The organism is Bradyrhizobium barranii subsp. barranii, assembly GCF_017565645.3.
In the GTDB taxonomy this organism is placed as follows: Bacteria; Pseudomonadota; Alphaproteobacteria; order Rhizobiales; family Xanthobacteraceae; genus Bradyrhizobium; species Bradyrhizobium barranii.
In genome coordinates, this window is the sequence record NZ_CP086136.1 from 5,772,743 (window position 1) to 5,798,262 (window position 25,520).

31 protein-coding genes, 3 tRNA genes and 2 pseudogenes are annotated in these 25,520 nt (G+C 62.0%); 10 read left to right on the forward strand and 26 right to left on the reverse strand.

From position 1 onward, the window contains the following. Positions 1-102 precede the first annotated feature (102 nt). Both J4G43_RS27785 and J4G43_RS27790 read right to left on the reverse strand, forming a co-directional pair. A tRNA-Leu gene (locus tag J4G43_RS27785) sits at positions 103-181 on the reverse strand. A 2-nt stretch (positions 182-183) separates the two neighbouring features. Continuing rightward, positions 184-266: transfer RNA gene (locus J4G43_RS27790), tRNA-Leu, on the reverse strand. 497 nt (positions 267-763) lie between these two features. Here J4G43_RS27790 and J4G43_RS55375 point away from each other — a divergent pair. Continuing rightward, complete coding sequence (locus J4G43_RS55375; RefSeq protein WP_256461296.1) at positions 764-889, forward strand: hypothetical protein; 126 nt, start codon at positions 764-766, stop codon at positions 887-889. A gap of 197 nt (positions 890-1,086) precedes the next feature. On the opposite strand, the gene J4G43_RS27795 is transcribed toward J4G43_RS55375, so the two are convergent. From J4G43_RS27795 to J4G43_RS27815, 5 genes and pseudogenes are all read right to left on the reverse strand, one after another. After that, positions 1,087-1,161 (reverse strand) — tRNA-Thr (locus tag J4G43_RS27795). Positions 1,162-1,198: 37 nt separating this feature from the next. Continuing rightward, positions 1,199-1,609: pseudogene (locus J4G43_RS27800) on the reverse strand (IS630 family transposase); the annotation flags it as partial. 73 nt (positions 1,610-1,682) lie between these two features. Further along, positions 1,683-2,909: an IS256 family transposase gene (locus J4G43_RS27805; protein ID WP_038960272.1), complete on the reverse strand. Its 1,227-nt coding sequence runs from the start codon at positions 2,907-2,909 to the stop codon at positions 1,683-1,685. Between the two features lie 61 nt (positions 2,910-2,970). Continuing rightward, positions 2,971-3,633: pseudogene (locus J4G43_RS27810) on the reverse strand (IS630-like element ISRj1 family transposase); the annotation flags it as partial. 168 nt (positions 3,634-3,801) lie between these two features. Beyond that, on the reverse strand, positions 3,802-3,996 hold the full coding sequence (locus J4G43_RS27815; protein WP_208086918.1) for a hypothetical protein: 195 nt from the start codon (positions 3,994-3,996) through the stop codon (positions 3,802-3,804). Between the two features lie 408 nt (positions 3,997-4,404). Between J4G43_RS27815 and J4G43_RS27820 the strand changes: the two genes are divergently transcribed. The 3 genes from J4G43_RS27820 to J4G43_RS27830 all read left to right on the forward strand — a co-directional run bounded on the left by J4G43_RS27820 (position 4,405) and on the right by J4G43_RS27830 (position 5,684). Then, positions 4,405-4,845: a hypothetical protein gene (locus tag J4G43_RS27820; RefSeq protein WP_208086919.1), complete on the forward strand. Its 441-nt coding sequence runs from the start codon at positions 4,405-4,407 to the stop codon at positions 4,843-4,845. A gap of 297 nt (positions 4,846-5,142) precedes the next feature. Beyond that, on the forward strand, positions 5,143-5,490 hold the full coding sequence (locus tag J4G43_RS27825; protein WP_321576274.1) for a hypothetical protein: 348 nt from the start codon (positions 5,143-5,145) through the stop codon (positions 5,488-5,490). After that, positions 5,487-5,684, forward strand: a complete 198-nt coding sequence (locus J4G43_RS27830; protein WP_208089618.1) for a hypothetical protein — start codon at positions 5,487-5,489, stop codon at positions 5,682-5,684. Before J4G43_RS27825 ends, J4G43_RS27830 begins: the two co-directional genes overlap by 4 nt. A 37-nt stretch (positions 5,685-5,721) precedes the next feature. Here J4G43_RS27830 and J4G43_RS27835 read toward each other — a convergent pair whose 3' ends face one another. After that, a complete protein-coding gene (locus tag J4G43_RS27835; RefSeq protein WP_208086920.1) occupies positions 5,722-5,946 on the reverse strand; it encodes a hypothetical protein in 225 nt (74 codons plus the stop codon). A gap of 260 nt (positions 5,947-6,206) precedes the next feature. Here J4G43_RS27835 and J4G43_RS27840 point away from each other — a divergent pair, with 260 nt between their 5' ends. Continuing rightward, positions 6,207-6,908, forward strand: a complete 702-nt coding sequence (locus J4G43_RS27840) for an ATP-dependent DNA ligase (protein ID WP_249814654.1) — start codon at positions 6,207-6,209, stop codon at positions 6,906-6,908. Here the strand turns inward: J4G43_RS27840 and J4G43_RS27845 are convergent. The 15 genes from J4G43_RS27845 to J4G43_RS27915 form a co-directional block, all read right to left on the reverse strand. Then, a complete protein-coding gene (locus J4G43_RS27845) occupies positions 6,845-7,192 on the reverse strand; it encodes a ubiquitination-like system serine protease family protein (protein ID WP_208086921.1) in 348 nt (115 codons plus the stop codon). The two genes, J4G43_RS27840 and J4G43_RS27845, sit on opposite strands and share 64 nt — an antisense overlap. After that, on the reverse strand, positions 7,192-7,575 hold the full coding sequence (locus J4G43_RS27850; protein ID WP_208089432.1) for a hypothetical protein: 384 nt from the start codon (positions 7,573-7,575) through the stop codon (positions 7,192-7,194). The genes J4G43_RS27845 and J4G43_RS27850 overlap by 1 nt, the downstream gene beginning before the upstream one ends. A 125-nt stretch (positions 7,576-7,700) precedes the next feature. After that, entirely contained in the window at positions 7,701-8,072 is a 372-nt protein-coding gene (locus J4G43_RS27855; RefSeq protein ID WP_208086922.1) for a hypothetical protein, read from the reverse strand. Beyond that, on the reverse strand, positions 8,069-8,353 hold the full coding sequence (locus tag J4G43_RS27860) for a hypothetical protein (protein ID WP_208086923.1): 285 nt from the start codon (positions 8,351-8,353) through the stop codon (positions 8,069-8,071). Before J4G43_RS27860 ends, J4G43_RS27855 begins: the two co-directional genes overlap by 4 nt. After that, on the reverse strand, positions 8,350-8,838 hold the full coding sequence (locus J4G43_RS27865) for a hypothetical protein (protein ID WP_208086924.1): 489 nt from the start codon (positions 8,836-8,838) through the stop codon (positions 8,350-8,352). The genes J4G43_RS27860 and J4G43_RS27865 overlap by 4 nt, the downstream gene beginning before the upstream one ends. 19 nt (positions 8,839-8,857) lie before the next feature. Continuing rightward, complete coding sequence (locus J4G43_RS27870) at positions 8,858-9,085, reverse strand: hypothetical protein (RefSeq protein ID WP_028151860.1); 228 nt, start codon at positions 9,083-9,085, stop codon at positions 8,858-8,860. Positions 9,086-9,117: 32 nt separating this feature from the next. Further along, positions 9,118-9,549, reverse strand: coding sequence for a hypothetical protein (locus J4G43_RS27875; RefSeq protein WP_028151859.1), 432 nt, complete (start codon positions 9,547-9,549; stop codon positions 9,118-9,120). 26 nt (positions 9,550-9,575) lie between these two features. After that, positions 9,576-10,115, reverse strand: coding sequence for a hypothetical protein (locus J4G43_RS27880; protein ID WP_049831834.1), 540 nt, complete (start codon positions 10,113-10,115; stop codon positions 9,576-9,578). Between the two features lie 71 nt (positions 10,116-10,186). Beyond that, positions 10,187-10,972 carry an NlpC/P60 family protein gene (locus J4G43_RS27885; RefSeq protein WP_208086925.1) on the reverse strand — a complete coding sequence of 262 codons (786 nt, stop codon included), beginning with the start codon at positions 10,970-10,972 and terminating at the stop codon, positions 10,187-10,189. 186 nt (positions 10,973-11,158) lie between these two features. Continuing rightward, entirely contained in the window at positions 11,159-12,118 is a 960-nt protein-coding gene (locus J4G43_RS27890; RefSeq protein ID WP_208086926.1) for a hypothetical protein, read from the reverse strand. A 1-nt stretch (position 12,119) separates the two neighbouring features. Continuing rightward, positions 12,120-13,529 carry an MBOAT family O-acyltransferase gene (locus tag J4G43_RS27895; RefSeq protein WP_208086927.1) on the reverse strand — a complete coding sequence of 470 codons (1,410 nt, stop codon included), beginning with the start codon at positions 13,527-13,529 and terminating at the stop codon, positions 12,120-12,122. Between the two features lie 200 nt (positions 13,530-13,729). Continuing rightward, on the reverse strand, positions 13,730-15,121 hold the full coding sequence (locus tag J4G43_RS27900; protein ID WP_225005165.1) for a hypothetical protein: 1,392 nt from the start codon (positions 15,119-15,121) through the stop codon (positions 13,730-13,732). Between the two features lie 34 nt (positions 15,122-15,155). Beyond that, the gene (locus tag J4G43_RS27905; RefSeq protein ID WP_208086928.1) at positions 15,156-15,500 is read right to left on the reverse strand and encodes a phage tail assembly chaperone; all 345 of its coding nucleotides are present in this window, start codon (positions 15,498-15,500) and stop codon (positions 15,156-15,158) included. Between the two features lie 98 nt (positions 15,501-15,598). After that, positions 15,599-19,483 carry a host specificity factor TipJ family phage tail protein gene (locus tag J4G43_RS27910; protein WP_208086929.1) on the reverse strand — a complete coding sequence of 1,295 codons (3,885 nt, stop codon included), beginning with the start codon at positions 19,481-19,483 and terminating at the stop codon, positions 15,599-15,601. Next, the gene (locus J4G43_RS27915; protein WP_208086930.1) at positions 19,483-19,920 is read right to left on the reverse strand and encodes a hypothetical protein; all 438 of its coding nucleotides are present in this window, start codon (positions 19,918-19,920) and stop codon (positions 19,483-19,485) included. Before J4G43_RS27915 ends, J4G43_RS27910 begins: the two co-directional genes overlap by 1 nt. A gap of 36 nt (positions 19,921-19,956) precedes the next feature. On the opposite strand from J4G43_RS27915, the gene J4G43_RS27920 reads away from it, so the two are divergent. Then, positions 19,957-20,310 (forward strand): hypothetical protein, encoded by a 354-nt coding sequence (locus J4G43_RS27920; RefSeq protein WP_208086931.1) that lies wholly within the window; start codon positions 19,957-19,959, stop codon positions 20,308-20,310. Here J4G43_RS27920 and J4G43_RS27925 read toward each other — a convergent pair. Genes J4G43_RS27925 through J4G43_RS55660 form a run of 3 tightly spaced genes read right to left on the reverse strand, consistent with a single transcriptional unit; the run spans position 20,307 to position 23,481 of the window. Continuing rightward, a complete protein-coding gene (locus J4G43_RS27925) occupies positions 20,307-20,831 on the reverse strand; it encodes a DUF1833 family protein (protein WP_028151852.1) in 525 nt (174 codons plus the stop codon). The genes J4G43_RS27920 and J4G43_RS27925 overlap by 4 nt on opposite strands. Further along, a complete protein-coding gene (locus tag J4G43_RS27930) occupies positions 20,831-21,202 on the reverse strand; it encodes a hypothetical protein (RefSeq protein ID WP_038952730.1) in 372 nt (123 codons plus the stop codon). Before J4G43_RS27930 ends, J4G43_RS27925 begins: the two co-directional genes overlap by 1 nt. A 2-nt stretch (positions 21,203-21,204) precedes the next feature. Next, complete coding sequence (locus J4G43_RS55660; RefSeq protein WP_321576275.1) at positions 21,205-23,481, reverse strand: hypothetical protein; 2,277 nt, start codon at positions 23,479-23,481, stop codon at positions 21,205-21,207. A gap of 18 nt (positions 23,482-23,499) precedes the next feature. Between J4G43_RS55660 and J4G43_RS27940 the strand changes: the two genes are divergently transcribed. From J4G43_RS27940 to J4G43_RS27955, 4 genes are read left to right on the forward strand one after another with little or no spacing between them, the layout of a single operon-like run. Continuing rightward, entirely contained in the window at positions 23,500-24,189 is a 690-nt protein-coding gene (locus J4G43_RS27940; protein ID WP_208086932.1) for a hypothetical protein, read from the forward strand. Beyond that, positions 24,189-24,671 (forward strand): hypothetical protein, encoded by a 483-nt coding sequence (locus J4G43_RS27945; protein WP_208086933.1) that lies wholly within the window; start codon positions 24,189-24,191, stop codon positions 24,669-24,671. Before J4G43_RS27940 ends, J4G43_RS27945 begins: the two co-directional genes overlap by 1 nt. Next, positions 24,668-25,342 (forward strand): helix-turn-helix domain-containing protein, encoded by a 675-nt coding sequence (locus J4G43_RS27950; protein ID WP_208086934.1) that lies wholly within the window; start codon positions 24,668-24,670, stop codon positions 25,340-25,342. The genes J4G43_RS27945 and J4G43_RS27950 overlap by 4 nt, the downstream gene beginning before the upstream one ends. Further along, the gene (locus J4G43_RS27955; RefSeq protein ID WP_041960480.1) at positions 25,333-25,518 is read left to right on the forward strand and encodes a hypothetical protein; all 186 of its coding nucleotides are present in this window, start codon (positions 25,333-25,335) and stop codon (positions 25,516-25,518) included. Before J4G43_RS27950 ends, J4G43_RS27955 begins: the two co-directional genes overlap by 10 nt. Positions 25,519-25,520 lie beyond the last annotated feature (2 nt).

Sequence of the window (25,520 nt, forward strand, 5' to 3'; positions counted from 1 at the left end):
GAGCCAGGCGGGTTCTTCGACGAGCAGTTGCGCAACCGCCAGAAGCGACTCGTCAAGCTGCGGATCTGGCGAACGACCGGCGTCTATCCAGGCTCGGCATGATGGTGCCCCGAGCAGGACTCGAACCTGCAAGGAAGCTGCTTTTGAGGCAGCGGCGTCTACCGAGTTCCGCCACCGGGGCAATGGTGCGCGCGGAGGGAGTCGAACCCACACGCCGAAGCGCCGGAACCTAAATCCGGTGCGTCTACCAGTTTCGCCACGCGCGCATTGTGGATCTCGCAAAATAGAGAGCGGCCTGGGCTACCTTCGACTGGAACGGCGTGCTCGTGCCCACCAATATCCGCGTCGATGCCTAGGTCACACCGCCGCTCTACACCGCGAAGCCGCCGATCATCCTGTCGGCCGCCGACAAGGACGCAACAAATCGCTTACATCCGGATCTCGCGCGCCTCGCCTTTCACGGTGCGTTCTTGCGCGCGAAATCCGTGCTGGCGGCTGAGAATTGCGATCGGCGCCGGTGTCACTTTGTAGATCTCACAGAAGGACGAGACCTCGCGGAGCATCGTCGTGTTGTGCGAAGGCCCCCGCTCGTCGCGTTTAACTCGTTGAAATCCACGGGTTGGACGGTCACGTCCTCGTGTTATGCGGGAAATGGGGTGACTCCCGTACAGGAACGGATGCCTCACTGCAGCCGCAGTGGTACCATCATGTCTGTAACTAGCCATGCCGATGGCGAGATTTCGGTAGGAGAAAGGAGGGAAGCATGTCCGCCGACGAAGTGCGACTGACTATCGGACCAATCGGCATGACCGGTAGAATCGGTCACGCCGTCTTGGTGCTGGTCATCGTGCTGGCGTGGATCACCGTGATCCAGCCCTACGTGTTCTAAAACACGTTCCGACAACTGAGGCGTCACGGCGGTGTTGCATCAGCGCCGTGATGGCCAGCTTAGCATAGCGGACTCGCAAGTCAAAATGAACGTCCATTCAGGCCACCAAACACGTCATCGTTTTTGGTGCGAATAGCATTGGACCAAACCCGCGACCTCTCGCCTTCAATGAGATCTGAGTTCTGCGAGCATTGCGGTGGTGCCGGTAGGAGGGCTCGAGTCTCCGCGCTTCCGCTTACAAAACGGCTGCTCTCCATCTGAGCTATACCGGCGAGAAATTTCACAAATGGCCGGGACTAGTACCCGGAATCAGAGCTGAGTGATACGGCGGCCTTTGAAACGGCGTTGACGGACCTTTTTCTTGGTCCAGACGAAGGGCTCGGCTCTGTCGTTGTATGCGTTGACGTAGGCATCGATGTGTTCCTGAAGCTGCTTGAGGCTCGTGAAGGAGGTGCCGCTGAGCGACTGCCCCTGCAAGATGGAAAACCATACTTCGACCTGATTGAGCCATGACGCACTTGTCGGCGTGAAATGAAATTGCACGTTGGGGTGGGCCTTGAGCCAGTCCTCGTTCTTTTTATGGGTGTTGAGGTTGTCGAGGATGACGTGAAGCTTGCGGTTCGGAAAAGCCGCGGTGACGCTGTTCATGAAATCGAGAAACTCGACGCGGCGCCGGCGTTTTGAATGGGTCGCGATGATCTTTCCGGTGGCGACTTCGAGGGGAGTGTCAGAAGTTTTGTGTAAGAGCGTCTCTGTGAGGGGTTTGCGGGGTCAGCGGACTGACCCCATGGGGTCAGTCCGCTGAGCCTGCAAAGCGCTCGCCGAACTGGATGGCAAACTGGCCCATTGCGGCCGTCCATGCAACCGGTCGTCGCCAATGGATGCCGGCATTTCTGATGGCGAGGTAAAGCAGCTTCATCGCCGCCTCGTCGTTGGGGAAGCTGCCGCGTGTTTTGATGATCTTGCGCAGCGAACGGTTCAGCGCCTCGACCGCGTTGGTGGTATAGATCATTTTGCGTATCTCCGGCGCGAAGGCGAAGAACGGAATGACGTGCTCCCACGCCCGGCGCCAGGCCGCCCCGATCGCGGGATAGCGCTTGCCCCACTCGGCTTCGAAGTCCTCGAGCCTGAGCAGAGCGGCGTCGGCATTCTCGGCATGATAGATCGCCTTGATCGAGGGAAGGATCGCCTTGCGATCCTTCCAGGACACGAAGGATAGGCTGTTGCGGATCAAATGCACGATGCAGGTCTGGACCATCGCCTTGGGAAAGACGCTGTTGATCGCCTCGGGAAAGCCCTTCAGACCGTCGACGACGGCGATCAGGATGTCGGCGACGCCGCGGTTCCTCAGATCGTTCATGACCTTGAGCCAGAATTTGGCGCCTTCGGTTTGCTCGATCCAAAGCCCGAGCACGTCTTTCTCGCCCGATGCAGTGATGCCCAGCACGACGTAGACTGCCTTGTTCTTGACCATCCCCTCATCGCGAATCTTGACCCTGAGCGCGTCGAAGAAGACCACCGGATAGATCGCTTCCAGCGGCCGGCTCTGCCATTCGCGGACCTCGTCGAGAATCGCGTCGGTGACCTTGCTGATCAGATCGGGGGACACCTCGGTGCCGTAGAGCTCGGCCAGATGGCCCTGGATCTCCCGTACCGTCATGCCCCGCCCGTAGAGACTGATGATCTTCTCGTCGAAGCCGTCGAAGCGGGTCTGGCCCTTCGCGACGATCACCGGTTCGAACGTGCCGGCGCGGTCGCGCGGCACCTCGATCTCGATCTCGCCGTCGTCCGTCAACAGCGCTTTGCTGCTTGTGCCGTTGCGGCTGTTGCCCGACCCGCGGCCCGCCGGGTCGCCCTTCTCATAGCCAAGGTGGTGGGTCAGCTCCGCACCCAGTGCGCGCTCCAGAAGCGCCTTCTTCAGTCGTCTGAAAAGCCCGTCTTCGCCGGCTAAGTCTTCTGGCTTGAGGCTGCCCCCGGCAAGAAGCTGGTCCAAAATCTCAGGTGAAAAATCCGTAGCCATGTGAGTCTCCTGTCAAAGGTAAACTCACAGAAACCATCTTACACCGAGTTACTGACACCCTCACTTCGAGCGCCGCAAACAATGTTGTGGTGCCATGCCGCTTGTAATCGTGGCTTTGGCCGGTCAAGGCGCGGCCATTGGGCAACTTCAGATAACCCTGCGCTCGCTCCAAAGCCTGGATCGAGGGCTTCTCGTCCACGCACAGCACAATGGCCTTCGCCGGCGGCGCGACATAGAGGCCGACAACATCGGCGGCTTTGGCCGTAAAGTTCGGGTCGTTGCTCTCGCACCAGGACTTGCGAGCCACCAGGTCAATCTTGTGGCTGCGCAGGAACCGCCAGACATATTGGACATCGACATCGCCCAGCGCCTCGGCCAGCAGGGGGCCGGTCCAGCGCGCAAACCCTTGCGGTGGCGGCTTATCCAGCAGCTTCAGAATCCGCTTGTCGGTCGTCTTCGTATAGATCGGCTGCTTGCCAGGCCGCGGCTTGTCTTGCAGCCCTTCAAGGCCATGGTCGGCATAGCGATGCCGCCAAAGGCTGACAATCCGCGGCTGGACCCCAACTTCCTTGGCGATCGACCGGGTGCTGCGCCCATCCGCCGCCAACAGAACTATCCGCGCCCGCTTCAAATCGCGCTGCAACGTCACCGGTGAGCGACAGCACGCCTCAAGCACCTTGCGATCTTTCCTCGAAAGGTGGACTTCTCTTGCTTCGGGTATCATCCCGACCTTGAATCACGACTCACGTTCCAAGAAAAGTGGGTACTAGCCCGGCCAACAAAGAAACATCCGCTGCCTGAAACCACCGTTTGCCGCTCCACTGAAGGAGACCGGTACCGGTCAGCGGGTTGCCTTATGTCCTCGCAGGGGCAACCATCCTGAAGTCGAAAGTCACGTCATGCCGCGCGCGGCCGGCGCGTCGGCGCCTGGCTGAGTTCGGTTGAGATAGTCGAGATAGATCTTGCGGGCCTCAGCCTCGGAGATGCGCCGGCGCGCCACGACGGTGCGCACGAAGGCGAGCGCAACCGGTGACGAGAACGTCCGGTCGTCGCGCTTCTCGAGTCCTGGATTGGTCTGGTGGGTCACTGCCCGTCTCCGCCTGATTTGGCGGAGGGGAAGGATTCCCGGCCGCCTTACGCTCTTGCTATGGATGTCCCGAGATTTTCGGGCGTCAGATAGCTCGGACCTTGCTTCGTCACGGACATGCGCGACCAATCACACGGCCGAATAAACGGCAGTGCGGTGGCGGCCTTCGCGACGATATGTGAGCGCAAGCTCAACATGGTTTCGGTCCTCGGAGCGCCGAAGCATTGTTCGGCGGGATTCAATGGGGCAGCCTTATGCGCAGCAGTTTCCGAATCCGTCAAGGGCTCGCGAGCGGAAAAGTTTCATCGACCTCCGCGAGTGGCCACGGGATGCGGTACCGAAGGCCAACTAATCACCACAAGATATTGAGGATTCGACTCCGGCCGGGCTGACGGCATAATTCGTCGCATGACCGAGCCAATCCTCACCCGCAAGCCGCACGACAACCCGCACCAGGAAGGTTGGGACGTCTATTACGGTGATGTCCGCATCGGCAATATCAGCACGCGCGCCGGCGTGCCGAAGGATGTGGACCAGTGGGGATGGAGACTCGGCTTCTACCCAGGGACGGACGTCGGCGCCGGCAGCAACGGCACAGGCGAGAGCTTCGAAGAATGCCGAGCGGACTTCGAGCGTGCATGGCTGAAACTGAAGCCAACGATCACGGATGCCGATTACGAGCGCTGGCGCACCGAGCGCGACGACACGGCATGGAAATATCGCATGTGGAGCGAGAAGCGACTGCTGCCGACACAGACACGCGACGATCGATCGCGCTGCTTCTGCGGCGTCATACTCACCAACGCCAGCATTCCGGGCCACGTCCGGACCGCGCACACCGAGGGATAGGAGCGAAATGAGCAAGTTCACCGAGAACAGGCCCTATGCCAAGCCAGAGGCGGCAGCCAGACGCCTGCTCGAGATTTGCCGCGAGGTCGAGCCGAAGCAGGACGGCCGCATTCACATCGAGAAAATCAATTCCGCGACAAGGGTTCGGCTAATACGCGGCCGGCCTGGAACTGCTGAAGGAGCGGCAGGCGATCTTCTACCACGAGAGCGGAACCTACGTCCGGGTTCTGGATGGCGCGGACTCGCTTTTCGACTGACCGGGCCCTACCTTAAAACCCGGTCAGTGGAGTTCTGCGTATGGCCTCGCCCTCAATTATTCCGAACGATCGGCTCGACAAGGACTTCTACCTGGTCCTCGAGGAGTTCCGCGATGGCGTTGCTTTTCGCGAGACCGATGAAGGCATCGACCACGCTACGCTGATCAGCGACCTTCTTGCCGGCCAGTATGACCAAGTGCTGCGCGTCGTCGCCTTCAACCCGGTCGAGGGCTGGTCGCGCGATGTTTCCGAGGACGTCGCCCGCGAGCTCGAACGGCGCATCGGCGCGGAGGCACTCGATGTGCCCGAGGTCATCCAGGGCTTTATTGAAGACACTGGGCCGCCGGCCGTGCAGCTCAGCCTGCCGCTGCGAACGCTCACACCATGAGATGTCAGCCCTGCGACGATGTCGGCTGGGTTTGCGAGAACCATCCCGACCGGCCCTGGCTCGGCGAGCGCGCCTGCAACTGCGGCGGTGCTGGCATGCCCTGCCCGACCTGCAATTGTCCGGCGGAGGGCGAGACGCCCCGTATGCCCGACGGCTTCAGGGTCGAGGTCGACAAGAACGGCTGGCGAAACTGAATGGACGCCTCGGCGGTGCCGAGCCCTGGAGCCCGATCTACATCTGCCAGACGGTCGCCTCCTCGTGAGTCCACGCGGCGTAGAGCGCGCGGATCGTCTTGAGGCGATCATGGTAGCCTGGCGGCTGGCCGGCCTTGATGTAGCGGGCCTGAACACGGAGAGACCAGCGGGCCATCGACGCGCCGAGCCGCTGCGCCATCACCCACGCGACCCCGGCGACGACAGCGATGACGATGCCGTAAGCGACTATCTCGGGCAACATTCCAAACCCTTCAATCAAAAGGGTGCAACTAATGCGCGTGGAGCGTCGCTGTCTATCGGTATTTGTACTGACGGCTGATCGGCGTCGATAGACTTTGGGCGGAGGCGCCCGGCAAGGCGGCCCTTTCTTCTGGGGGATTCACACCCTATCTGCACCTCATGCGTACCGCGTTCGAATTCTGCCGCCCGAAGCTGGCGAAGGTCGTACCCTCAGGCCCCGACTGGATCCACGAAGTCAAATACGACGGTTACCGCGGGCGTGTGATCCGCGACGGCGACGACGTCAAGCTGCTCTCCAAGGCCGGCCTCGATTGGACTTGGCGCTTCCCCTGGATCGTCGAGACGGCCAAAAAGATGAAGCCGAGCCGCTTCGCGATCGACGGCGAGATCTGCGTGCTTGATGTCCAAGGCATCTCCGACTTCAACGCCTTGCACTCCGGAAAGCACAACGAGGAGGCTCAACTCTACGCCTTCGACGTGATCGCGCTGGATGGTACCGACCTCCGCGACGAGCCCCTCGCTGCGCGCAAGCGCAAGCTGGCCGACTTGCTGCGCCGCCGGCCCGATGGGATCTTTGCGGCGCCGTTTGAGCCCGGCGCCATCGGCCCCGGCCTATTCGAGGCGGCATGCCGCATGGGGCTCGAGGGGCTCGTCTCAAAGCACCGGGAACGCCGGTACCGGCCCCGCACGCGACTGGGTGAAGGTAAAGAACCGCGCCCATCCCGCCTTCCGGCGCGTCTCGGACCAATTCGGCTAGAATTTTGGGCACAAAAAAAGCCCCGCAACCCTCTCGGGCTGCGGGGTGGAGGTCCAAGGATGGGAGTGATGCTTGCGCATCGCCCCAGGGTCTGCCGGCGCCGAAAGACGCAGCAGCTTTTACAGCGCGGGCATGCGCTGTATCAGTCGAAGTGGTCGATCAAGTGCGGCGGGATCGGCGGCATATCCACGAGATCGGTTCGGTGATGCCAACTGTCGGCGAAGAATTGGAGTTTGCCCTCGCTGACGATGTAGTGGCAGGTGCCGTCGACGGTCTTGCCGTCCTTGTCGCGGACCCAGTCACCGGTCCAGCGACCATCCTCGACCAGGATCAACTTGCCGCCGTGCTTGAAGCTCGGATGGAATGTCGGCCGCTCGAGATTACCGTTGAACGCCCAGCCGTCGGGAAGCATATGCATGCGCTCGCAGGCCGGGCACCAATGCATGAAGCCGCTGCGGCCGCGGCGAAGGATCGCGCTGACCTGGCTCATTACGTCATCGACCCCGGCATGAAGCAGCGGATCGATGGACCCTGGTATCCCCAGATCGGCCAGACCATGGTGCGGCCGGCGCGGTTCGGTACCGTAATCAGCGCCGCATCCGGCACATCAACCCAGATCAAGACGTTCTTGTCGGCCTCCTCGTTCGAGCGCGGGATCCGGACGCGATACCGGCCGTCCCTGCTCTCCCAATCTGCATCGGAGATCGCGTAGCCGTCAGCGTCAGAGCAGCACGGTCCAAGGGCAGATCGCAGCGTGTCGAACCACGGCTTGAGTGGCGATTCAGCATATCGGCTGCCGACCGCCCGCGCGTTGCTTATGGTCGACACCATCAGCAATATACTGACCAGAAGAAGCGCGCCGACGCCGCCCATTAGCACGAAGAAGCGAATTCCAACCTTCCTCATCGCCAACAAGCGCACCGCCATCAGCACAAAGACAAAGGCCAGGACAACGGCCATCGCCATCCACACCCAAAACGGGTCCATGAGATCCACCATCAGAAAAAGGAAAACGAGATCGCAATCGCGATCGCGAACAACACCGAGCCGATCCAGACGTTGCGGCCCCAGTGATCGGGCGCGAAGACCCGAATGACGCAGATGATACCAAGGATCGTAGTAACGGCTCCGACGTGCAGAACCGGCTTCCCGACGATCACGGGCGATGAGTGAAGCCACCACCAAATCCGGCCAGTTATGATCGACATTCCCGTGACCAGAACGAAAATGGAAATGCCGGCCTGCAACCGCATGCGCTCGAAGCCGTTCTGCTTGATCTCGCGCGCGATGTAGAGACCGAACATGAAAACGGCGAAGACGAGCAGAACGAAAAGCGTTCCGAAGGTCCCCTCAAGCGATCGCGACATCATCTCACCCGTCCCCTTCTCTCTGCCGTGCCCATCGATTTCATGTCGTGGACCAGGCCGGCCAGGACATCTGGATTGTTGGCCGTCTCGCTCGACGACCGCGAGTACGCGATTGACTCCTTGAGCTTGCCTTGTGCTTCCCTCACGCCGGCGGGCATCGCCTTGATGCGATCCATCGCGGCGCCGTGGTCGCGGAGCACGTTCTCGGCTTCCGCCTGATCAACCTCCTCGATATCGAACGGGGAAAGTATTCTCAGCTTGCGCAGGATCGATCGGAAACTCATCGGGTCCTCCGCGCTGCCAACACCTCGAGTTTTACCCTCACGTCCGATATGCCAGTGACCGCTGCCTGGCTCGCGTTTCTGGCCTCGGCCACCATCGCGGTGTTCACGCGCACTGCATCAGCATGTGATGCGAACGCGGTCGCGAGATCCTTCAGCTTCTCGATGTTCCCGTCGTGGTAGAATTCGATCCGCTGGTTGACCATCTCGAAAGCCTGCGCCTGAGCCTTGATCGCCTCCGCGAGCTCTTGCGTCACCCTGTTCCGCTCGTCGGTCGAGTCCGCCACCTTGGTGAGAGCCGTGTTGTTGCTCTCGATCAGCTTGATGACGGCCAAGCTCTCGGCGCGCCGCTCGATGTGGAGTTTGGTATTCTGCTTGAAGAGATAGACGATGGCGCCGACCAACGCCGTGACGACGGTCATTAGGACCGCTATCGCGGCGCCGGCCGGTCCCATGCCTGCGAGCGCTGTTGTCACAACGTCAGCCATCCGGCTGGCCCTCGCTCAACTAGTCAGGCGACGATGCGTCGGCAGCGACCTGGTCCGCGATCTCCTGGCGGTAGGCCTGCTCCTGCGCTCGCAATTCCGCGCGTTCCTCGACCGTCAGCACCTTGTTTTCGAAGGCAATCTGATAGGCCTTGATCAGGAAAGGCGCGGATTCCTTACCGAGGTCGTAAGCCATCTTGCCGACCTGCAACGCGATCTGGACGTCCGCCAGGATTGTGGCTGGATCCATGTTCAGTCTCCGTGTTTTTAGGATGTTGCGGGTCAGAGCATCGCGGCGCCGGAGGCTGCCAGCAGCCCCTTGACGACGTCGATCGCGGTGTTCAGCGACTTGTACGCAGCGACCGAGCCGGAGGTGTTGCCGGAGGTGACCATGTCCTGCGTATCATCGAAGGCCTTTGCCACAACCAGGTCGGCGTCGCTCAGCTTCTTCAGCATCGCCTTGTCATGACACGGCACCGAGATCGAGAACGACTTGCCGGGCCCACATCGCGGCAATACCGCGTAGCGATGCAACGGCGCCAGCACGGTGCCGTTGTAGGTTGCGCGGGCGGTGTCGATCTGGCCCTGCGTGATGGTGTAGCCCTGGACGGCGGAAATCATGTCGCCGAGACGGGTGCCGGCGCAGCCGCTGAGGACAACCGCAAACGCCAAAAGCGCCGTCGCGGTTGCGACGGCGCGGATCAATCCGATCATTGTGATGCTTCCTTTCTGGGTCGAGCTCAGATCGACGGCGTGGCGGCAGCCACAGCCTTGTTGACGTCGGGCACCGCTTCCGGGGCCAGATTCAAACGCGCAACGATCTTCTCCGCGATGGCATCGGGGCCACCCATCCAGGACTGAAGCCAACCTGGGGCATGATCGAGAACATACTGCAGCGCTTGGGCAAGCACGGCGTTATGCACGTCGGCCGTCAGGACCCGGTCCTTGGTGGCTCCCGCGACCATGTTGATTGCGTAGTCGATCCCCTTCTGGATCACCTGATCGGCACGCATCGAGAGCAGGATCGCGTAGATCTGAGCTGGCAATTGGCGGAGGAGCCAAAGCGCTACCGCGAAGAGCACAGTCCCGGCAGCATTCGCCCACTGCGACACGACGGCGCCGTAAGCCCAAGTCACCTTGGTGGCCTCGCTCGTCGCCTGCGCGACAGTCTCCGGCGCCGCGGCGTCGGCCGCGAAGGCGGCAATGTTGGGGTCGATCGCCAGGATGGCGACGACCGAGAGCACGGCGACGCAAAGCGCCGCCTTAGCAAAGCGGATCATGGATTTTCCTTTGGTTTTCGGGGTACGCGAAGCGTCGCGCGGCGATTCCAGCTTTGCCGGAATTCCTTTGATCAGGCCTCGTTGACGGAGACCTTACCGTTGCTCTGGACGAACGGGAGGTGACCGATACCGATCTGGCTCGCCGGCGGCACTGGAACCGAGCCCGGCCACCAGAAGCCCTTATTGAGGCGTGAGACTGCGAACGGCTCGATGTTGACGGCATCGGATTGGTTGCCGCCTAGTCCCATGATGTTGCCGTGCTGGTCACGACCAACGATCTGCATGATGTGGCCGCCGCCGGTCCGTTTCATCGGAGCAAATGCGCCGACGGTTGGGCCGGCGAGCTCGACCGACGGCCAGTGACCGGCGAAGTCGAGAGCCCAGAGCGTGCCGGTCCCCTTCAGGCCAACTTTGGTGAGACAGTGGTTTGCGAACAGGGCACACCAGGGGATCGAGTCATGAGTGTACTCCGCGGCGATGTCGCCGCCCTCATCCTTGGCCCATTGGATGATGGTCGGATTGTCCTTCGCTCCGCCCCCCTCTTTCGTACCGATCAGCTTGATACCGGCTTCCAGCCAGAGTGGCCGGCCAATCTCCTGGGCGGGTGCCACCACCGGCGCCTTGCCGGCTACAGCGAGATCCAGCGCGGCCGCCGTCTTCGGCCCAATCTCGCCGTCGACGACCAGGCCAGCCCGCTTCTGAAAGGTCTCGACCGCGGTGTCGGTTGCGGGGCCGAACCAGCCCGTTCCGGTCAGCGAGTAGCCGATCTGCTTCAGGGCGAGTTGGATCTGACGAACGGCATCACCCGATGCGCCAAAGCGCAACGGGCCCGCCGCCACAAGTGGCGCGAGGCTCATTGTTCTCTCCAGGTGGTTGGTTACGAAGTGCGCGCTCTAAAGAGCGGCGGCCGCACGCCAGAGGTCGATCACGAAGGTGATCGGATGGCTACGTTGGGATGTGGTTGCGCGGGAGAAGGTTATCCCGGCGCGGATTCAGGGCGCATCTAGCGTTTAAGTGCGTGTTGGATGTCTTTTAGCGCGTCTTCAGCGCAACTCGGCGCGCGGAGCTTCCAGCGCGCCGCATCGGGCAGCAGCCCCGTCGAGAGCTGAGAAGAAAGCGCTCGACCACCGTTCACTGCTGGCCTTGTCCAGATGATAGCCATCTAGCGTAACCAGCCCGTCGAGTTGCGGGATCACTGCAATCGCGCCAATATGCTCCGCGATGCGTCGCGTCTGGTCTGACAGATCGACATCGACATTCGGGGTTATCGTCACAACGATGCATTCGCGTGGAACGCGCAGCGCGGACGCCATTTTTTCCGCTGTCGCAAGTGTATCTGGAGTCGGCGCCGCCGCCATCGCGACATTCTGCGGGATGGGCTTGGTTCCAGAAACCGGGAAATAGGACCAAGCCCACGTTCCGGTAGCCCTGTCTCGATAGATCGAGCCGAACATTTCTCCACACTTGACCCACCCATATTCGCAAATCCAGTGCGCTAGCCTTACCCCGTACTTTTTCCTCAGATGGATGCCCGTGGATGACATTTGCATCGCGTCTTCGCCGGGCTTCGAAATGAAATCCGAAAAAAACTGGTACGTGTGGATGATGTAGAGCCGCGCGTGCGGGACCGCCGTGGACAGAACAGCAAGCCCAAATTTTCCGCCCTCAGTGTAGCCGAACCCCATCACGTGATAGCGCAACTTATGGCGACCAAAATAGGAAGCGGCCTCCTCAGTCGAGAACGTCATCTGGGAGATGCTGCTGCCGAGGACCAGGACATCCGCCCTCTCGACGCTGGCGATCGCTTCGGGCTCGAGATGCTTGTAATAGGCGCCGTGCTCGTAGTCGGCAAACTGCGGGTTCGCACAATAGGCCAGGAAAACGTCAGGCGACGACGTTTGATTGCACTTCATCGCCTCAAGCGTTGTCGAGCCGAGCAGCGTCGCGGCGCCGGCCGCAAGCGCAATGATTAGGCTCGACAAAATGAACCAGCCTGAACGCATGCTAAAATCGGAAATACAGGAAGCTGACGGGAGCCGAGAACGACATCGCGATCGCTACGCCGAGCGCTACGCCGACCCCAGCACACCAAACGGGAGCAAGCCGCCAGGATGGCAGCCGCCATTGCTGCGGCGCACGGCCGAAGATCTGCGCGGTATTGGGCAGACAGAGTGCGATCAGCATTAAAGCACTAATCCACCAGGCTGCGGTGACGGCATTGATGGGGTGCTCACCATGCGACACGCCGAACATGCTGCGCCACACCGACCATGCTGAGGAAAACGTTGCCGCCTTGAACGGCACCCAGGCCAGGATCACGAGGAGAAGAGTTGCCAGCCGGGCGGCAGGCCATGGTATTCTGATTCCGAGCGATCGCCACGCGTGATTGACGAGAAGCCCGGCACCGTGGATTCCACCCCACAGCACAAAGTTCCATGATGCTCCGTGCCACAGGCCTCCGAGCAGCATCGTAATCATCAGATTGATCGATCGGCGAACCGAACCCTTCCGGTTGCCGCCGAGCGAGAAGTAGAGGTAGTCCCGCAGAAACCGTGACAGCGTGATGTGCCAGCGCCGCCAAAATTCGATCAGGGAATCTGCCTTGTAGGGAGAGAAGAAATTGAGCGGGAACGTGATGCCAAACATCAAGGCCAGTCCGATCGCCATATCAGAATAACCGGAGAAGTCGAAGTAGATCTGGAGCGTATACGCCACTGCACCGGCCCAAGCCGAATCTGTCGACAAGAACTTGCCGGCGTCGGCGGCCGCGAAGACCGGGTCCGAAAAACCCGCAATACCGTCCGCCAGAACAACCTTCTTGAAGAGACCCGCTGCAAACCAGGACAACCCAAGAGCGATCGCGCTCAGGTCGAGACGATAGGTTTCGCGGCGGGCGAACTGCGGCATCATCTCCTTGTGATGCAGGATTGGCCCGGCAATCAGATGCGGGAAGAAGGTGACGAAGAGCAGGTAATGAATCGGATTGTACTCGCTCGCCTCGGCACGGTAGGCGTCGACCAGGTAGGCGATTTGAGTGAATGTGTAGAACGAGATTCCAATCGGGAGAGCGAGCTTTGTCACCGTAATCGGGACGCCGAGCTCGCTGAGGGTTTCGGTGGCAAGGCCCAGATACTTAAAGGCACCGAGCAGAGCCAGGTTAGCGGCAACAGAAAGAGCCAAAACGGACCGCCTCGGCGCCGCCACCAGCATGCGACCAGCGACGTAATTGAAGCCGATCGATCCCAGGATCAGCGGCAGCAGATGCCGGAAATCGTCCCACGCATAGAAAACCAGCGAACTGAGGGCGAGCCAAAGCGCCGCAAAGCCATACTGCCGGAGCGCTCCTATGACAAAAAAGCCCGCGAGGACCGCCGGCAGGAAGACTAACAGGAATGACGGAGAATGAAACAACATAAAAGCGGGTCACCCACCCCCAGAAGGAAGCCGCATGAGGAATATTTGCTTGTAACCCACAACCTGTCGGCGAACAACTCCAAGTGCGAGCAGCCTTGGCCCCCGATGAAGAATGGCGGTGTTGGATTGCAGGGCTGGTGGTCTTGGTCCAAGTTATTGTGAACCCGCCTGCGTCCCCTAGAAGCGACTGTGAACGCCCGCTAGACCACCTCGATTGTCCCGGTGATAACTACTCCGCGTCCAGACGCGATGACGCTGGTATTGTCATATTTGGCTATGATCATTTGTGATGAACTTGTCTGCCAGTTACACTGATGACCAAGGGAGAGGATTTCTTTTCCTCCCCCGGCGTGGGCGACGATCGGCGTAAACGGCAAATTAAAAAGAATGTTACCGGAAGCTGTACCGGCATTGGTCATTGTAACGGTGGCAGTAAAGACGGCCGTCTTGCCGATCAGCTTGTACCTCAACTGGCAAGAAACCGTCGTGAACGCGCCGCTCGATGCAGTGACCGTTGGATTCGTCACGGTCCATGCGCCGCCTGCCGTGTCTACGTACGCCTTCACAGCCTTTTCGGTTGGCACTCTTGCATCAGAATTCGCCGCAAACGTACCGTCAGTCGAGATCGCCACGCCGCCGTCTTGCACGACCTTTCCGGTAGTGCCGCTAAACGTCGCGATGTTGCCCGATGTTGACGACGCGGGACCGGTGACGTCGCCAGGTTGACCGGCAACATTGAAATTCCAGTCGGCGAGCGTGCCGCTGCCGTTGGTCTTGTCAATGTTGATCGTCAGCGTCGTGCCGGAATAGGTCGCGAGACCTTCCATCCAATTCGACGTGTTCGCCGCCGAGCTCGCTCGCACGCGCGCGCCGTTGGTATAGGCCAGTCCGGCTTGCGTGGTGAACGCCTTGGAGCCGGTACCGATTGCGAGCGACGTCGTCGACGTGCCGCCATAGCCGGCGCCGGTCGGACCGGGGCCGCCCGTTGGGCCGATGCTGGCCAGCAATTGCCAATAGGTCACGTTCGGCGCAGCGTGGCCGGCGCTCGGCGTGGCGTTGATGTAGACGTAAGAAGATCCCGACGTCGTCTGGACATCGCCATAGGAATAGGTCGCGGCGTTATCATAGACACCGCGGAAATTGAATCCCTTGTAGATGCCGAGATACGTCCAGACGCCCGCGACCTTCGCCCATGTCTTGCCCGTCGTCGGTTGAAACGCATATTGCCCGTCATCACCGAGCGACGGGTCGGGCGCGGTCAGCGCGACATCGACAAAGACGAAAAATCCGGACGTGTTGAACGCCGCAACGAGCTTATTGACCGTCGCCAATGAATCAGAACCCGCGAAGCGCTGCGGCGAAACTTGCCAGATCTTGTATGCGACGCCGGCCTGCGCTCCACCACCCCAGGGCAGCACGACCAGGTGCGTCAGATCCGTCACATCGGAAATAACCGACTGGAAATTCCCGATCTGAAGGACATCGCCGGGCCGCGCATTGGTGCCCGACCAAATGGTGCCGACACCCGTGACGATCGTACCGCCGGCCGCCACGGAAACCGTGCCGGTCGAGTAGCTGACAAGCGCTGTCATCGCTTCACCAATTTCGAGAGCTGGGAGTTAGTCGTCAGATGTCTGATGCGGAAAGCTGCGATCGCAGCCATTCAAAACCGTCGACACCATCTGGACGCGAAGGAATGGCCGCGAGCATCGCGGCGGCCGTGTCGTTGCCCTTCGAGGCGTCGCGGAGCGCTCTGCGGTAGGTGATCCACGCGGCGCGCTCCTTCTCGGAGATCGGAAAGTCCGGCAGAGGCAGAACGAATTTGTCGGTGTTCGCGAGTTCGCGAGCCACAGCCCCCCTTACTTGGAACATCGGGAAAGGGTCGGGGTCTGGCTCCGTCTTCGGCACCTTCTCCAAGAGAACGAGATCAATTTTCTCGGTCTTCGGATCGATGCTGTCATAGTCGCGCATCAACACCTTGCAGCCGGGTAGGTAGCTATCGGAGCAGCATTCGTAGACTGCCGAGCCGTGCGACATGATCTGGCCGGTCGTGACGTTGTAATGAATGTTCATCGCTTCGCCGCCTGCGCGTAGATGGTAGTTCCGGCCTGCATGTAGGTTGCCGAATTCGCGTAGAATTGCGCCTGCACCGAAATGGACATCACGCCACCCGAGGCGCTGATATTGATCGCGCCGCCGAGAGACACCAGCGCAAGCGTGCCGGAAGGCGTCGCAATCGCGTAGCCGTTCGCGACGCTGCCGTTGATCAAGAGATAAAACTGCCCGGTTTCGGTGGCCACCGAGCCGTTGGCCCACATGCCGCTGACGCTCGCATAGATCACAATATTCTTGCCGGCGAGCCCGGTCGTATCAACCGTCAGGTTGAAACTGAAATAAGTCTGCGGCGTGCCGGGCGAGATGGCGGACACGTTGCCGCCGAGGGACTGTGCGACCGGCACCGTCACCGCATTGTCTGCGATGCTCAGGCTGTTAACGCCTAACGCGCCGATGACGCCTGATGCCGACGTGATCGAGTTTGCCTTCAGGTAAATGACGTCGATCGCGCCTGCCGCGATGGCCTTCACGTTGAAGGTGCCATCAAGGTACAGGTTGCCACTCATCCCGATTGCCGGAACCCCGTTGAGAGTTCCGACCGTGAACACTGGCACCGGCGTGCCGCCATTATAGGCGGGCAACTGGACCTGGAATTTGTCGGCGACGACAGTGAACGTGGAGACGCCGCTGCCACCGTTCACCAGGCTGAAGCCCGTGGCGTAACCGTTGACGTTGAGCGTCACCGCGTAGGATGCCGCGGCGTAGCCGTCGAGCGTGGCGATAGCGGCGGCGCTATTCTCCACAAACGCCGTCGTCGACCCCCATGTGGCGGTCGCAGTGGTCGAAAACGACGCGAACGCGGCTTCGGTGGTCACGGCGACTAGGTCGACGCGCGCGATCTCAGCAAAGGCCGCGTCGGATCGCGCTGCGAGCTGCGATCGTAACTCCTGCTTGTCCAGAGGCCCCTGCGCGGCGATGTCAGACGCAACAGACGCGATGCGGTTCAAAGCTTCCTGGACCTCATCGCGCAGCGAGTCCTGAAGCGTCGTGACCTGGTACTTGATACCCTCGATCAGCGACTCCAAAGCGACCGTGTTGTTCGCGATCGTGATCGTCGGCGCAGAGACGTCGGCTGTTGCGTATGGGCCGCGCAACTTGCCGGGCGTGACCGCCTGGACGCGCACTCTTAGCGCCGCCAGTGTCACGACCTGGTCGAACCGATTGTCCGCGCCTTCGTAGACCTGTGCCCAGGTCTCACCGCTGTCATAGGAGACGTCGGCGACATAGAACTCGGCGCCGGCGGCCGGAAACCAGCTCGCCGAGAGCTTCGGCTCCGCGATGCCCTGCGAATAGTTGGCGTTGAGCCCGACGATGAGAGGCACCTTGGAGTCGGATGGAAACTGCGGCGACGGCAGCAGAGGCGGCGTACCGAGGTCGGTCGCATGCACACGCTCGTCGTCGACCACCAGCGATAGCGTGCACAATTCGCCGTTTGGCACGCCACCGAGCACGACACAGAGACGGGATTCGCTGACGCCGGCGCCGAGCTCGAACGAGGGATATTCGCCGCCAGGCTCGCGCGCGAGCACGGCCGACAATGTGGTGGCCTGCTCCGTTTCTGCAGCCGACAGGCTGGTCGCATTCAGCACGGCGAGCGAGGGATCGACGCCCTCGGTGCACAGCACCGGACCGAACGACTGCCCGTTCGGCTGGCGCAGGCGGATGTAGAACGGCCCCGTATCCCATGTCGGCGCGGGGTCGAGGGTCAGGGTACGGACGTTGACGTCGACCACCGCGCCGCCATAGCCGTAATTCTGCGGCAACTCGGACTGGACGCGGAGCACCTGGCCGAAGGTGATCGCGCGCCCCTCATATTCGACACCGATCTGAACGGTCTCGCGCCGGTAAATCGACTGAAGGTAATAGAACGCGCACTCGCGAAACGCGTGTGCCCGATTGACGACGCCGTCGATGCGCTTGGTCTCGGCATTCGCCGCGACAAAGCCGTCGCCGTTCGGCGGATACTGCACTTGTCCCGGTAGCCAGGTCTGCTCGTCAACATATTCGACGATGACCGCGTCAGGATCCTCATCCCCCAGCATCGTGAACCCGACCTGCGTCGAGTCGCGCACGATCTCGCGATCGGTGAGCAGCATGGTCGGCACGTCGCGCCATTCGTCGCGCACGATCGAGATCGTGTCCCCGAGCCAGAAATGCCGCGCGCGCGAGGCAGTCAGGATCTTGTCGAGCGCCTCCGGCACCGCGATCGCGGCGGAGAACCGATAATCGAAGGTATCGCCGCGGGACGCGCAGCCAGCGGCATGATTGACCACGGCGTTGAAATCGACCTTGGCGATCGACAGACCGGAACCGTATTGCGAATTGGTCGCTGCATCCAGGAACGCCCATGCATTGCTGCGGGTAGCCTGCAACTCGAACGTGGAGCCGGTCCAGACCAGCAGCTTGCGCGTTCCGAGCACGCCGAATTTGTAGGAGCCCTGCGTCGACTGCGACGCCTTGAGCCGGATCGCCACGGTCGAGACGTCAGGGAAGGAATTGTTGCCCTTGAGGAAGGACCGAAGCCCGGCCCAAATCACGGTATCGACGCCGTACTTCGACTGCGAGTTGATGCCCATGCGGCTGAGCCGCACTAGGTATCGCCCAGGAGCAACATCTACCTTCGTGGTGTCACGGACAGGAGAGTTTGAGTTAAACTGCTTGGTGGTCTCGAACAGAGTCGAGAACGGCCCGGTCTGGACGCCGGCATCGTCGCAAGGCGCATACTCGGCCTTGAGTGTGCATCTCGAGTAGCCGTAGTTGCTGTTGTCCTGATTGACCGTGAAGCATCCCGCCGGAAACACGATGTCAATCGCGATCGCCTGCGTCTGCGTGCCGGCGGGGTTGGAAACGAACGGGCCGAGCGGCGAACCATAGGTCAGCGGGCCGAAACCGGCATCGTACTGGCCGCCCTCATCGCCACCGCCGTCGGGCAACTGCTGGCCGGAGACTTCGATCGACTGGTCGACGTTGGTCGGGAATAGCGTGACGGTCGCGCCTGGTTCGTAGAACGCAACCTGCGCGCCGGGGAACGAGGCCGAGATACCGCCACCCGGCGTCCAGAACACGGTGTCGTCGAGGTAGAGTGCCTCATAGGCCATGCTGCCCATGGTCGGCGCCAGCAGCACATTGAGGAATTGATCGTTGCCGACGAACTCTCCCCAGGGGGTCGCCGCGAAATCCGGATAGGCCTTGAGCCGCCCGTACCAGACCGGCAGCGGCTGGCCGAGTTTTGCGGCGTTGCCCTGCGCCTGGACCGAATAGATCTGATCCTGCGTCGCGTCCGGCGTATTGGTCGCGCCGGCCTTGGGCATTACCAAAGCATTGATGAGGAGCGATCCAGCGACGCCGACGACAGCTCCAAGGGCCGCCGCGCCGAATGTGCCGGCCGCGAATGCTGAACCCAGCAGCCCGGCCGCGGCACCTCCAGTCACCACGGTTGCAAATGCAGCGACCGCGATGAGTGCGACCATGCCAATGACTTGCTTGGCACCACCACCGCCCCCACCGAGCGGATAGGAGACGAACCGAACATTGTCGTTAGCCGCGATGCGCCGGCGCGACCAACTCTTGCGCAGCACCGCCTCGCCGTTGATCTCGAGGACGGTCGGCAATCCCTTCCGGAATTGCCAGCCGTAGACCCGATCCCGCTTCGCCCAACCCGTGCGCCGCAAGAAGGCCGTCACGGTCTCGCGCGGCTGCGGCTCGGCCTGCGCGACCTCGAGGCCGGGCATGACGAGGTGCAGCACGGGACGACGCGCGCGATCGGCGCGGCGATCACGACGCGCGTTGGAGCGCGCCGGCGCGGGGAGCGCCGGAGATTTTCTCACGGTACCGTGCATCAGGATCTCGGTTCGAAGAAAGTCAGATTCTTCCAGCCCATCTGGCGCAGCGCGAGCGGCGCCTCGCAGGCGACGCCGGTCTTGTCGTCGCAGTGGATCACGCGCGCCTCAGGCCTCAGCCAAACGCCGATATGCGCGGGAAAGCGCGCATGTGCCATCAGCACCAGGGCGCCATCCGCGGCCGTCACCAAGCCGCCGGGGCCATCGGGAACGGCCTGCCACCTCGCCCGTTCCCGATGGCGGCCGAACTCTGTCAGCACCCAACGCCGCGAAAAGTCAGATGGGACGACGATGCCAGGCAACTCGAGGCCGAACAGTTCGCGCTGGACGTGGCGGGCGAAGTCCCAGCAGTTGCGGGACTGCCAAGCCCAGGGCTCGCCGATCAGGGGCGCCAAGAAGCCAGCGCGGCGCTGGGTATCGACAGGGCCCATAGTCATCGCCTAGTCTCGGGGCAATCCGGCTGGAGGAGCCCAATGCGCCACCATTTCCCGTTCGTTCTTTGCTTGATGGCCATTCTGTCCTGCCTCAGCGGCCAGGCCGCCGCAGCCCCTTCCGACGAAGTTGCCAAGACGGTCGCGCGCGGGCTGTCCTATTTCAGCGCGGCGGAGCGGCACTTCTCGATCTCTGATCAGTGGCAAGCCCTAAGCGGCGAGACCGTGGTTTGCGCCAGGCTCGATATCCCGAACGGCGCCAACGGATGGACAGCGACGTCGGACTTCTCGATGTTCTTCCTCTCGAAGAGCGCCATCGTGAACATGGTCAAAGACAACACGATGTTTGGATGCCCAAATCGCTCCTACGTGCCGCTGCAGCCCGTCAGCCGTTAAGGCAGAAGACTCGGGAATTGGACGTAGTCATAGTTTTTGGTGATACGCGGGAACCGCTTGTTCTGCAGGTTCTTCACGACCACCGTTCCGCTCAGCGACGTCCCCACCATTTTGACTTCGCGCAGTTCAAACTCGACGGGACCGTATGCCGGTTCAGTTAGATCGCTGTTGAGATACTCGCGATACAGCACCGAGATGTATTCGCGCACGCCCTGCGCGGCGCGGATCTTCGGCACCAACTCGCGGCCGACGTTGTCGATCGTGATTGTGGTCGAGGGTGGCTGCCCCTCACGCTGTTCCGGATACTTTGCTTCGAACGGACAAGCGATGAAGGTGACGGTCTCGCCACCATTACGAGGCGCACCGATTTCGATGCCAAAATCCATATCGTCGCCGACGTTCGCCACAACGCGCGCCGGCTCGTCAAACGATGACTGCCAGATCTCGAGCGTGTAGTAGACACGCGCGCTGGGCGGGCACGAGGCGTATGCCTCGAGCAGGGCTTCGTTATGTGTTGGCATCAGAAATCGTAGACCAACAGTTTCATGGCAACCGAGACGCGCGTCGCTGAGAACGCGCCGTATGTCGGCTTGCCATCCTTGGCGAACTGGCAGGTTTTCGATACGTAGGCTGCCCCTGTCCAAACCTGTGCCGTGAAACGGGCGGTACCGTTAGCCAGCGTCGTCTTGACCCACGCCTTGAGCGTCTCGGCTTCAGCCGGCGTCATCATGATGGTCTGGCCCAGCGTTGCGACGTTGTCGCCTGGCCGCGGCCGCTGGCGGGTATTGCCGCCTTCCATCTCGGTCGCGATCGGATCGAGAAACGGCTTTATCGGCTGGAAGCTGTCTCGGGCGGGCCGATACGGTACCGCTGGCCATGATGGTAGTGCCATCCTCAGGACCCCATAAACTGCCTGACGCCATACTGATTTTTCATCACGCGCGAGCCGTTCCCGGACGAGAGTGACTGTCCAACCGCGTCGTCCATCATCTTCTTCAGCGTGACGGTGAGATCACCGCTGGCGTTACGAGACGTGGAGGCCTCGGCTTGAACGCCGGTTTGGTTGATGACGTTGACGACGACCCCGCCGGAAGAGCGGTTGTCGTTAGCAGCACCGCCGGCGGAGACGCCAAGACGGCCGTCGGGACCACGCCGCAGCGGCATGATCGCCTCCGGTCCGGCTTCACCGGCGAGACCGGTACCGCCATTCGCCATCGGAAAGATCGTCGGACCATGCAAGACGCCGCCGCGCGCAAACGGGATGATGTTCCCCCCGGAGAAGACGTTCCCTAGAGCGCTGGGCGCCACGGGGCCGAAATACGCGCTACCGGCCATGCCGGTATTGGCGAGTCCGGCGCTGCCTCCTCCGAAGAGGCTCGTGATCCCCGATCCGAGGCCCAAGCTGTTGGCCCCCATCTGGAGCGCCTGCATCATCGGCTGGATGATCGCGATCTTGATGATCATCTCTTCGATCGCGCGGATGACGAGCCTCGACATATCCTGGAAGCCCTGCCCGATGGACTTCGAGCCGTCGACGATGTCGGCGAGCCCGGTCGTCAATTGACCGGAGATCGTCGACGAAAGCCCGCTCAGGGCCTGATTGGTCCGGAGCCCCTGCGCTTCGACGCTACCGAGGGCCGTAGCGACATCTGGATAGATGCCCTTGAGTTGCTGGGCGATCTGGACGTCATCGGGCGACAGCAACGCGGTCTGGCTGCCGAACTTGATGTCCTGGTTGATCTGAGCTCTCGCGGCCAGATCAGTCCGACGACCAAGCTCAGCATTGATCTTTTTCAGGTCATCGTACTGCTTTTGATCGAACGCCGTCCGGTTCGCGCTGGCTTCCTGCTCCAGCTGTTGGCGGGCCTGAAGGTTCGCGCGGAGTTCGGCTTGCTGCCCAATCGACTTCCCGACGAGATCGGCCTCGAGTTGGGTGCTCTGGACGCTCTGGCTTGCGGTGAGCAGCCGGACGCGCCCCTGCTCCGAGATCGCGGTCGTGGCCTGCTTCAGCGCGATCTGGTAGGCGAGCTCGGCCTCGACCTGTTTCTGCGACGCGGTGAGGTTCGCGTTGCGGTTGGAGTCGATCGACTGCTGATACGCGATGCCGCCCTTGGCCGATGGCGAGAACGCCGTGATGGCCTGCAGCGCGGTGTTGGACTGACTGATCGACTGCTCGAAGTCGGTCTTGAAGGACCGGATTTTCTCGCGAGCGACCTCGGTGGCATCCGACACCTGTCTCATGCTGAGGCCGAGCGCGGCGAGGCGGGCGCCGGCGGCCTCGTCGCCGCCGATGCTCTTCATCAGGCCGTCGAGCACCGTGAAGTCGTTGTTGAGCTTCTCGATCGCGGCGATCTCGGGCGACAGTCCGCGGACCAAGGACTCCTGGAGAAAGGACTGCTGGGCCGCGCGGGCGACATCCGTAGCCGCGGCCAGCTTCTGCTGGACCGCGACGAGCCGATTGAGTGCCTCTTCCGCGGCCGCAATCTTGCCCGGATCCGGGGTGTCCTCGATCCCGAGAATGTCGCCAAAGCCCGTCGCGGCGCTCATGGCGTTCTGGGTATTCGATCCTCCCCGGCGCAGTTCGTCGAGGTTCTGGCGCGCCCGCGCGATTTTCTCTTCCAGCGAGTCGGTCAGCCCGATCTGCTTCGCGATGAAGGCGCCGGTCGCGTCCCACGCATTCGAGACCGCATTCCCGAGGACTGTCCACACTGTAGAGGACGTCGAGACGGCTTCGCTGACGCCGGTTAGGCCGGATTTGACGCCCGCAAGAAGTGCCTTCTGCGCATCGAATAGCTTGTTCTGCGCAACGAGATTATCGATGTTGCGCTTCAGTCCGGCGTCGAGGAAGCCGAGCCGGTTGTTGAGCTCGGTGGCGACCTTCTCCGGATCCGCGAAGGCGTCGGCCAGCATCTTGGCCGCCTCGGTGGCGTCGATGCCGTAGATTCGCGTGATGTCCTTGCCGATCTGGACGATTGGCAGCTTGCCGGCATTCCACGTGGCGTCTATCGCAAGGCCTATCAGGAAGCACGCGCTATCGTCGCCGGCACCACAGCGACGCTCGCACAAAACCGCGAGAAGGCGATCGCGGCGTTCGCCGCATTCGGCGTTACCGCTGAACAGATCTTCGACGTACTCGACGTCGACGGCGAAGGCGATATCAAGGTCGACCATATCGCTACCCTTCGCGGTATGTTTGCTTCAATCAAGAATGGCGAAGCCACCGTTGAGGAGATGTTTGCGAAAGAGAAGCCTTCAGAGGCTGATCCCGACCGCAATCCCCTCGTGAAGAATGGCGGCGCCGGCGCCAACGATTCCATCAGCACCGGAGGTCAATCGAATGAAATAAACGGCAATACCGACAAGGGAGATCCGCGTGCGGATAGCACCTCGTCGACCGAGAATCGATCTGCAGCTGTGCAGCAGGACAGCCAGGCCGGGGCAGCGCCGGCCAACGAAACAACCCGACAGGCATCGGCTCCTCCAGCCCCCGCCGATGCCGGGGCGAGCACCTCCCACCCCGAGGGCTCGCCCCAACCTGATCTGCTGTCCGGAGCGACCACCCGTGACGGCAGCGGCCAGCCAGCCGACCGGCAGGCTGAGGGGGCGGTCGACTCCCGTGGCGGGACAACGACCGCCCCTACCCGCCACCCCGCGAGCCCGGAGCGCTTGCAATCTTACAGCAAGGCGCTCGCCACGATCGAGAACGGGGGCCCGGCCAAGCTCGGCAAGCAAAGCACGGCGTGGATCACGCGCAACGGTGACTTCGATGCCGCCGGCAACGAGGTCGCAGGCAAGATCCTCTCCATCCACACACAACGCGTGGCCGGCGAAATCGATATGGCGGCCTGCCTCAAGCGTGTCGGGGAGATCATCGGCTGATGGCCATCCTCGATCGCGCACCCCCGGATTGGAAGCGGCCGCCGATCCCCTGCAAGGTCAAGCTGCAGGTGCTGATCAATCAGCATGGCCGTAGCAAGATCGACAAAGAGCGTCTCGGCACGGTTGATAACACCCATTTCGACCACCGGCCTCCGCTCGAGGCGCGCAAGTTCGATACTGCGAAATGGGACACCGTCCCGGCGGCGAACGACCCGGCCCACATCCAGGCCATTACCGTCGAGCAACACGACAAGCTGACGAACGGTCCTGGCGGGTCGACGCGCATCACGACGCGGGGATCCGACACCGGCGAGCGCTCCCGCACCCGCAACATCCGCCGCAGCCACGACGAGCACCAAGCCGTCATGGAGGCGAAGGCGACCGGCCGCCCTCGGCCGAAGCCGACCAAACCGAAGCAGAAGATCCGCAGCCGGTCGTCGTTTCCTTCCGGCCGCAAATTTGAATCACGGAGGCAGGCATGAGCACAGCGCTTGTACCGGTTCGCGAGCGATCGTTCACACAGGAGTTGTCGACGCACTACCGGGCGGTTCGAGCCCGTCTGGGCGCGCCGGAGACGGTGCCGGCGCTGCCGCCGGCCAGGCGCGAGCTCATCCTTGCCGAGGCGTGGGTACCGCTTGATGTAATCGACCGATTGGCGCCCACGGTCTCGCCGCGCACATCGGCCGCGCTGCAGGTGCGCCCGACACACTTGCTGACGGTCGACAGCCATACCGTGCGCGACATCGTCCCGCGACGTCATGGCTGTGTCGAGTTCAAAGGCCGCGCTCTCGCAGATGACGCGCTCCAATACGCCCGCCGACGGACCGTCATCGCCTACCTCGCCGCGGTGAAAGCGAACCCGGGCGGACCTCGGCTGACTATGATCCGCCATGCTGCGGCGATCGCCTTCAAGATCGACTCCAACGTGCTGATATCGGCCGGCCGCCAGAAGGCGCTCCAGCAGGGGCGCCAGTTTGCAATGTGCATGGCGCGCACCCTGACCGATGCGAGCCTGGGACAGGTCGGCCGAGCGTTTGGTGGCCGCGATCACACCACGGCTCACCACGCCTTCAAGAAGCTGCGCCCGGCGCTGCTCGACCTCCTGGCTGAGATGTACGACGGCGCGAGCTGCGAGGTCCGCACATGGCACTGAAATGGAGGCGCGGTCTTGCATTCATCGAATGCGACACCTGCGACGATACGATTGAGAGCAATCAGGGCGAGTCTTTCGATGACTTCACCGATCGCCGCAAGAAGGCGGGCTGGACCGCAAAGCCGGTGAGCGGCGGCCGGGACTACACCCACGGCTGCCCGAAGCACGGGGCCTGATC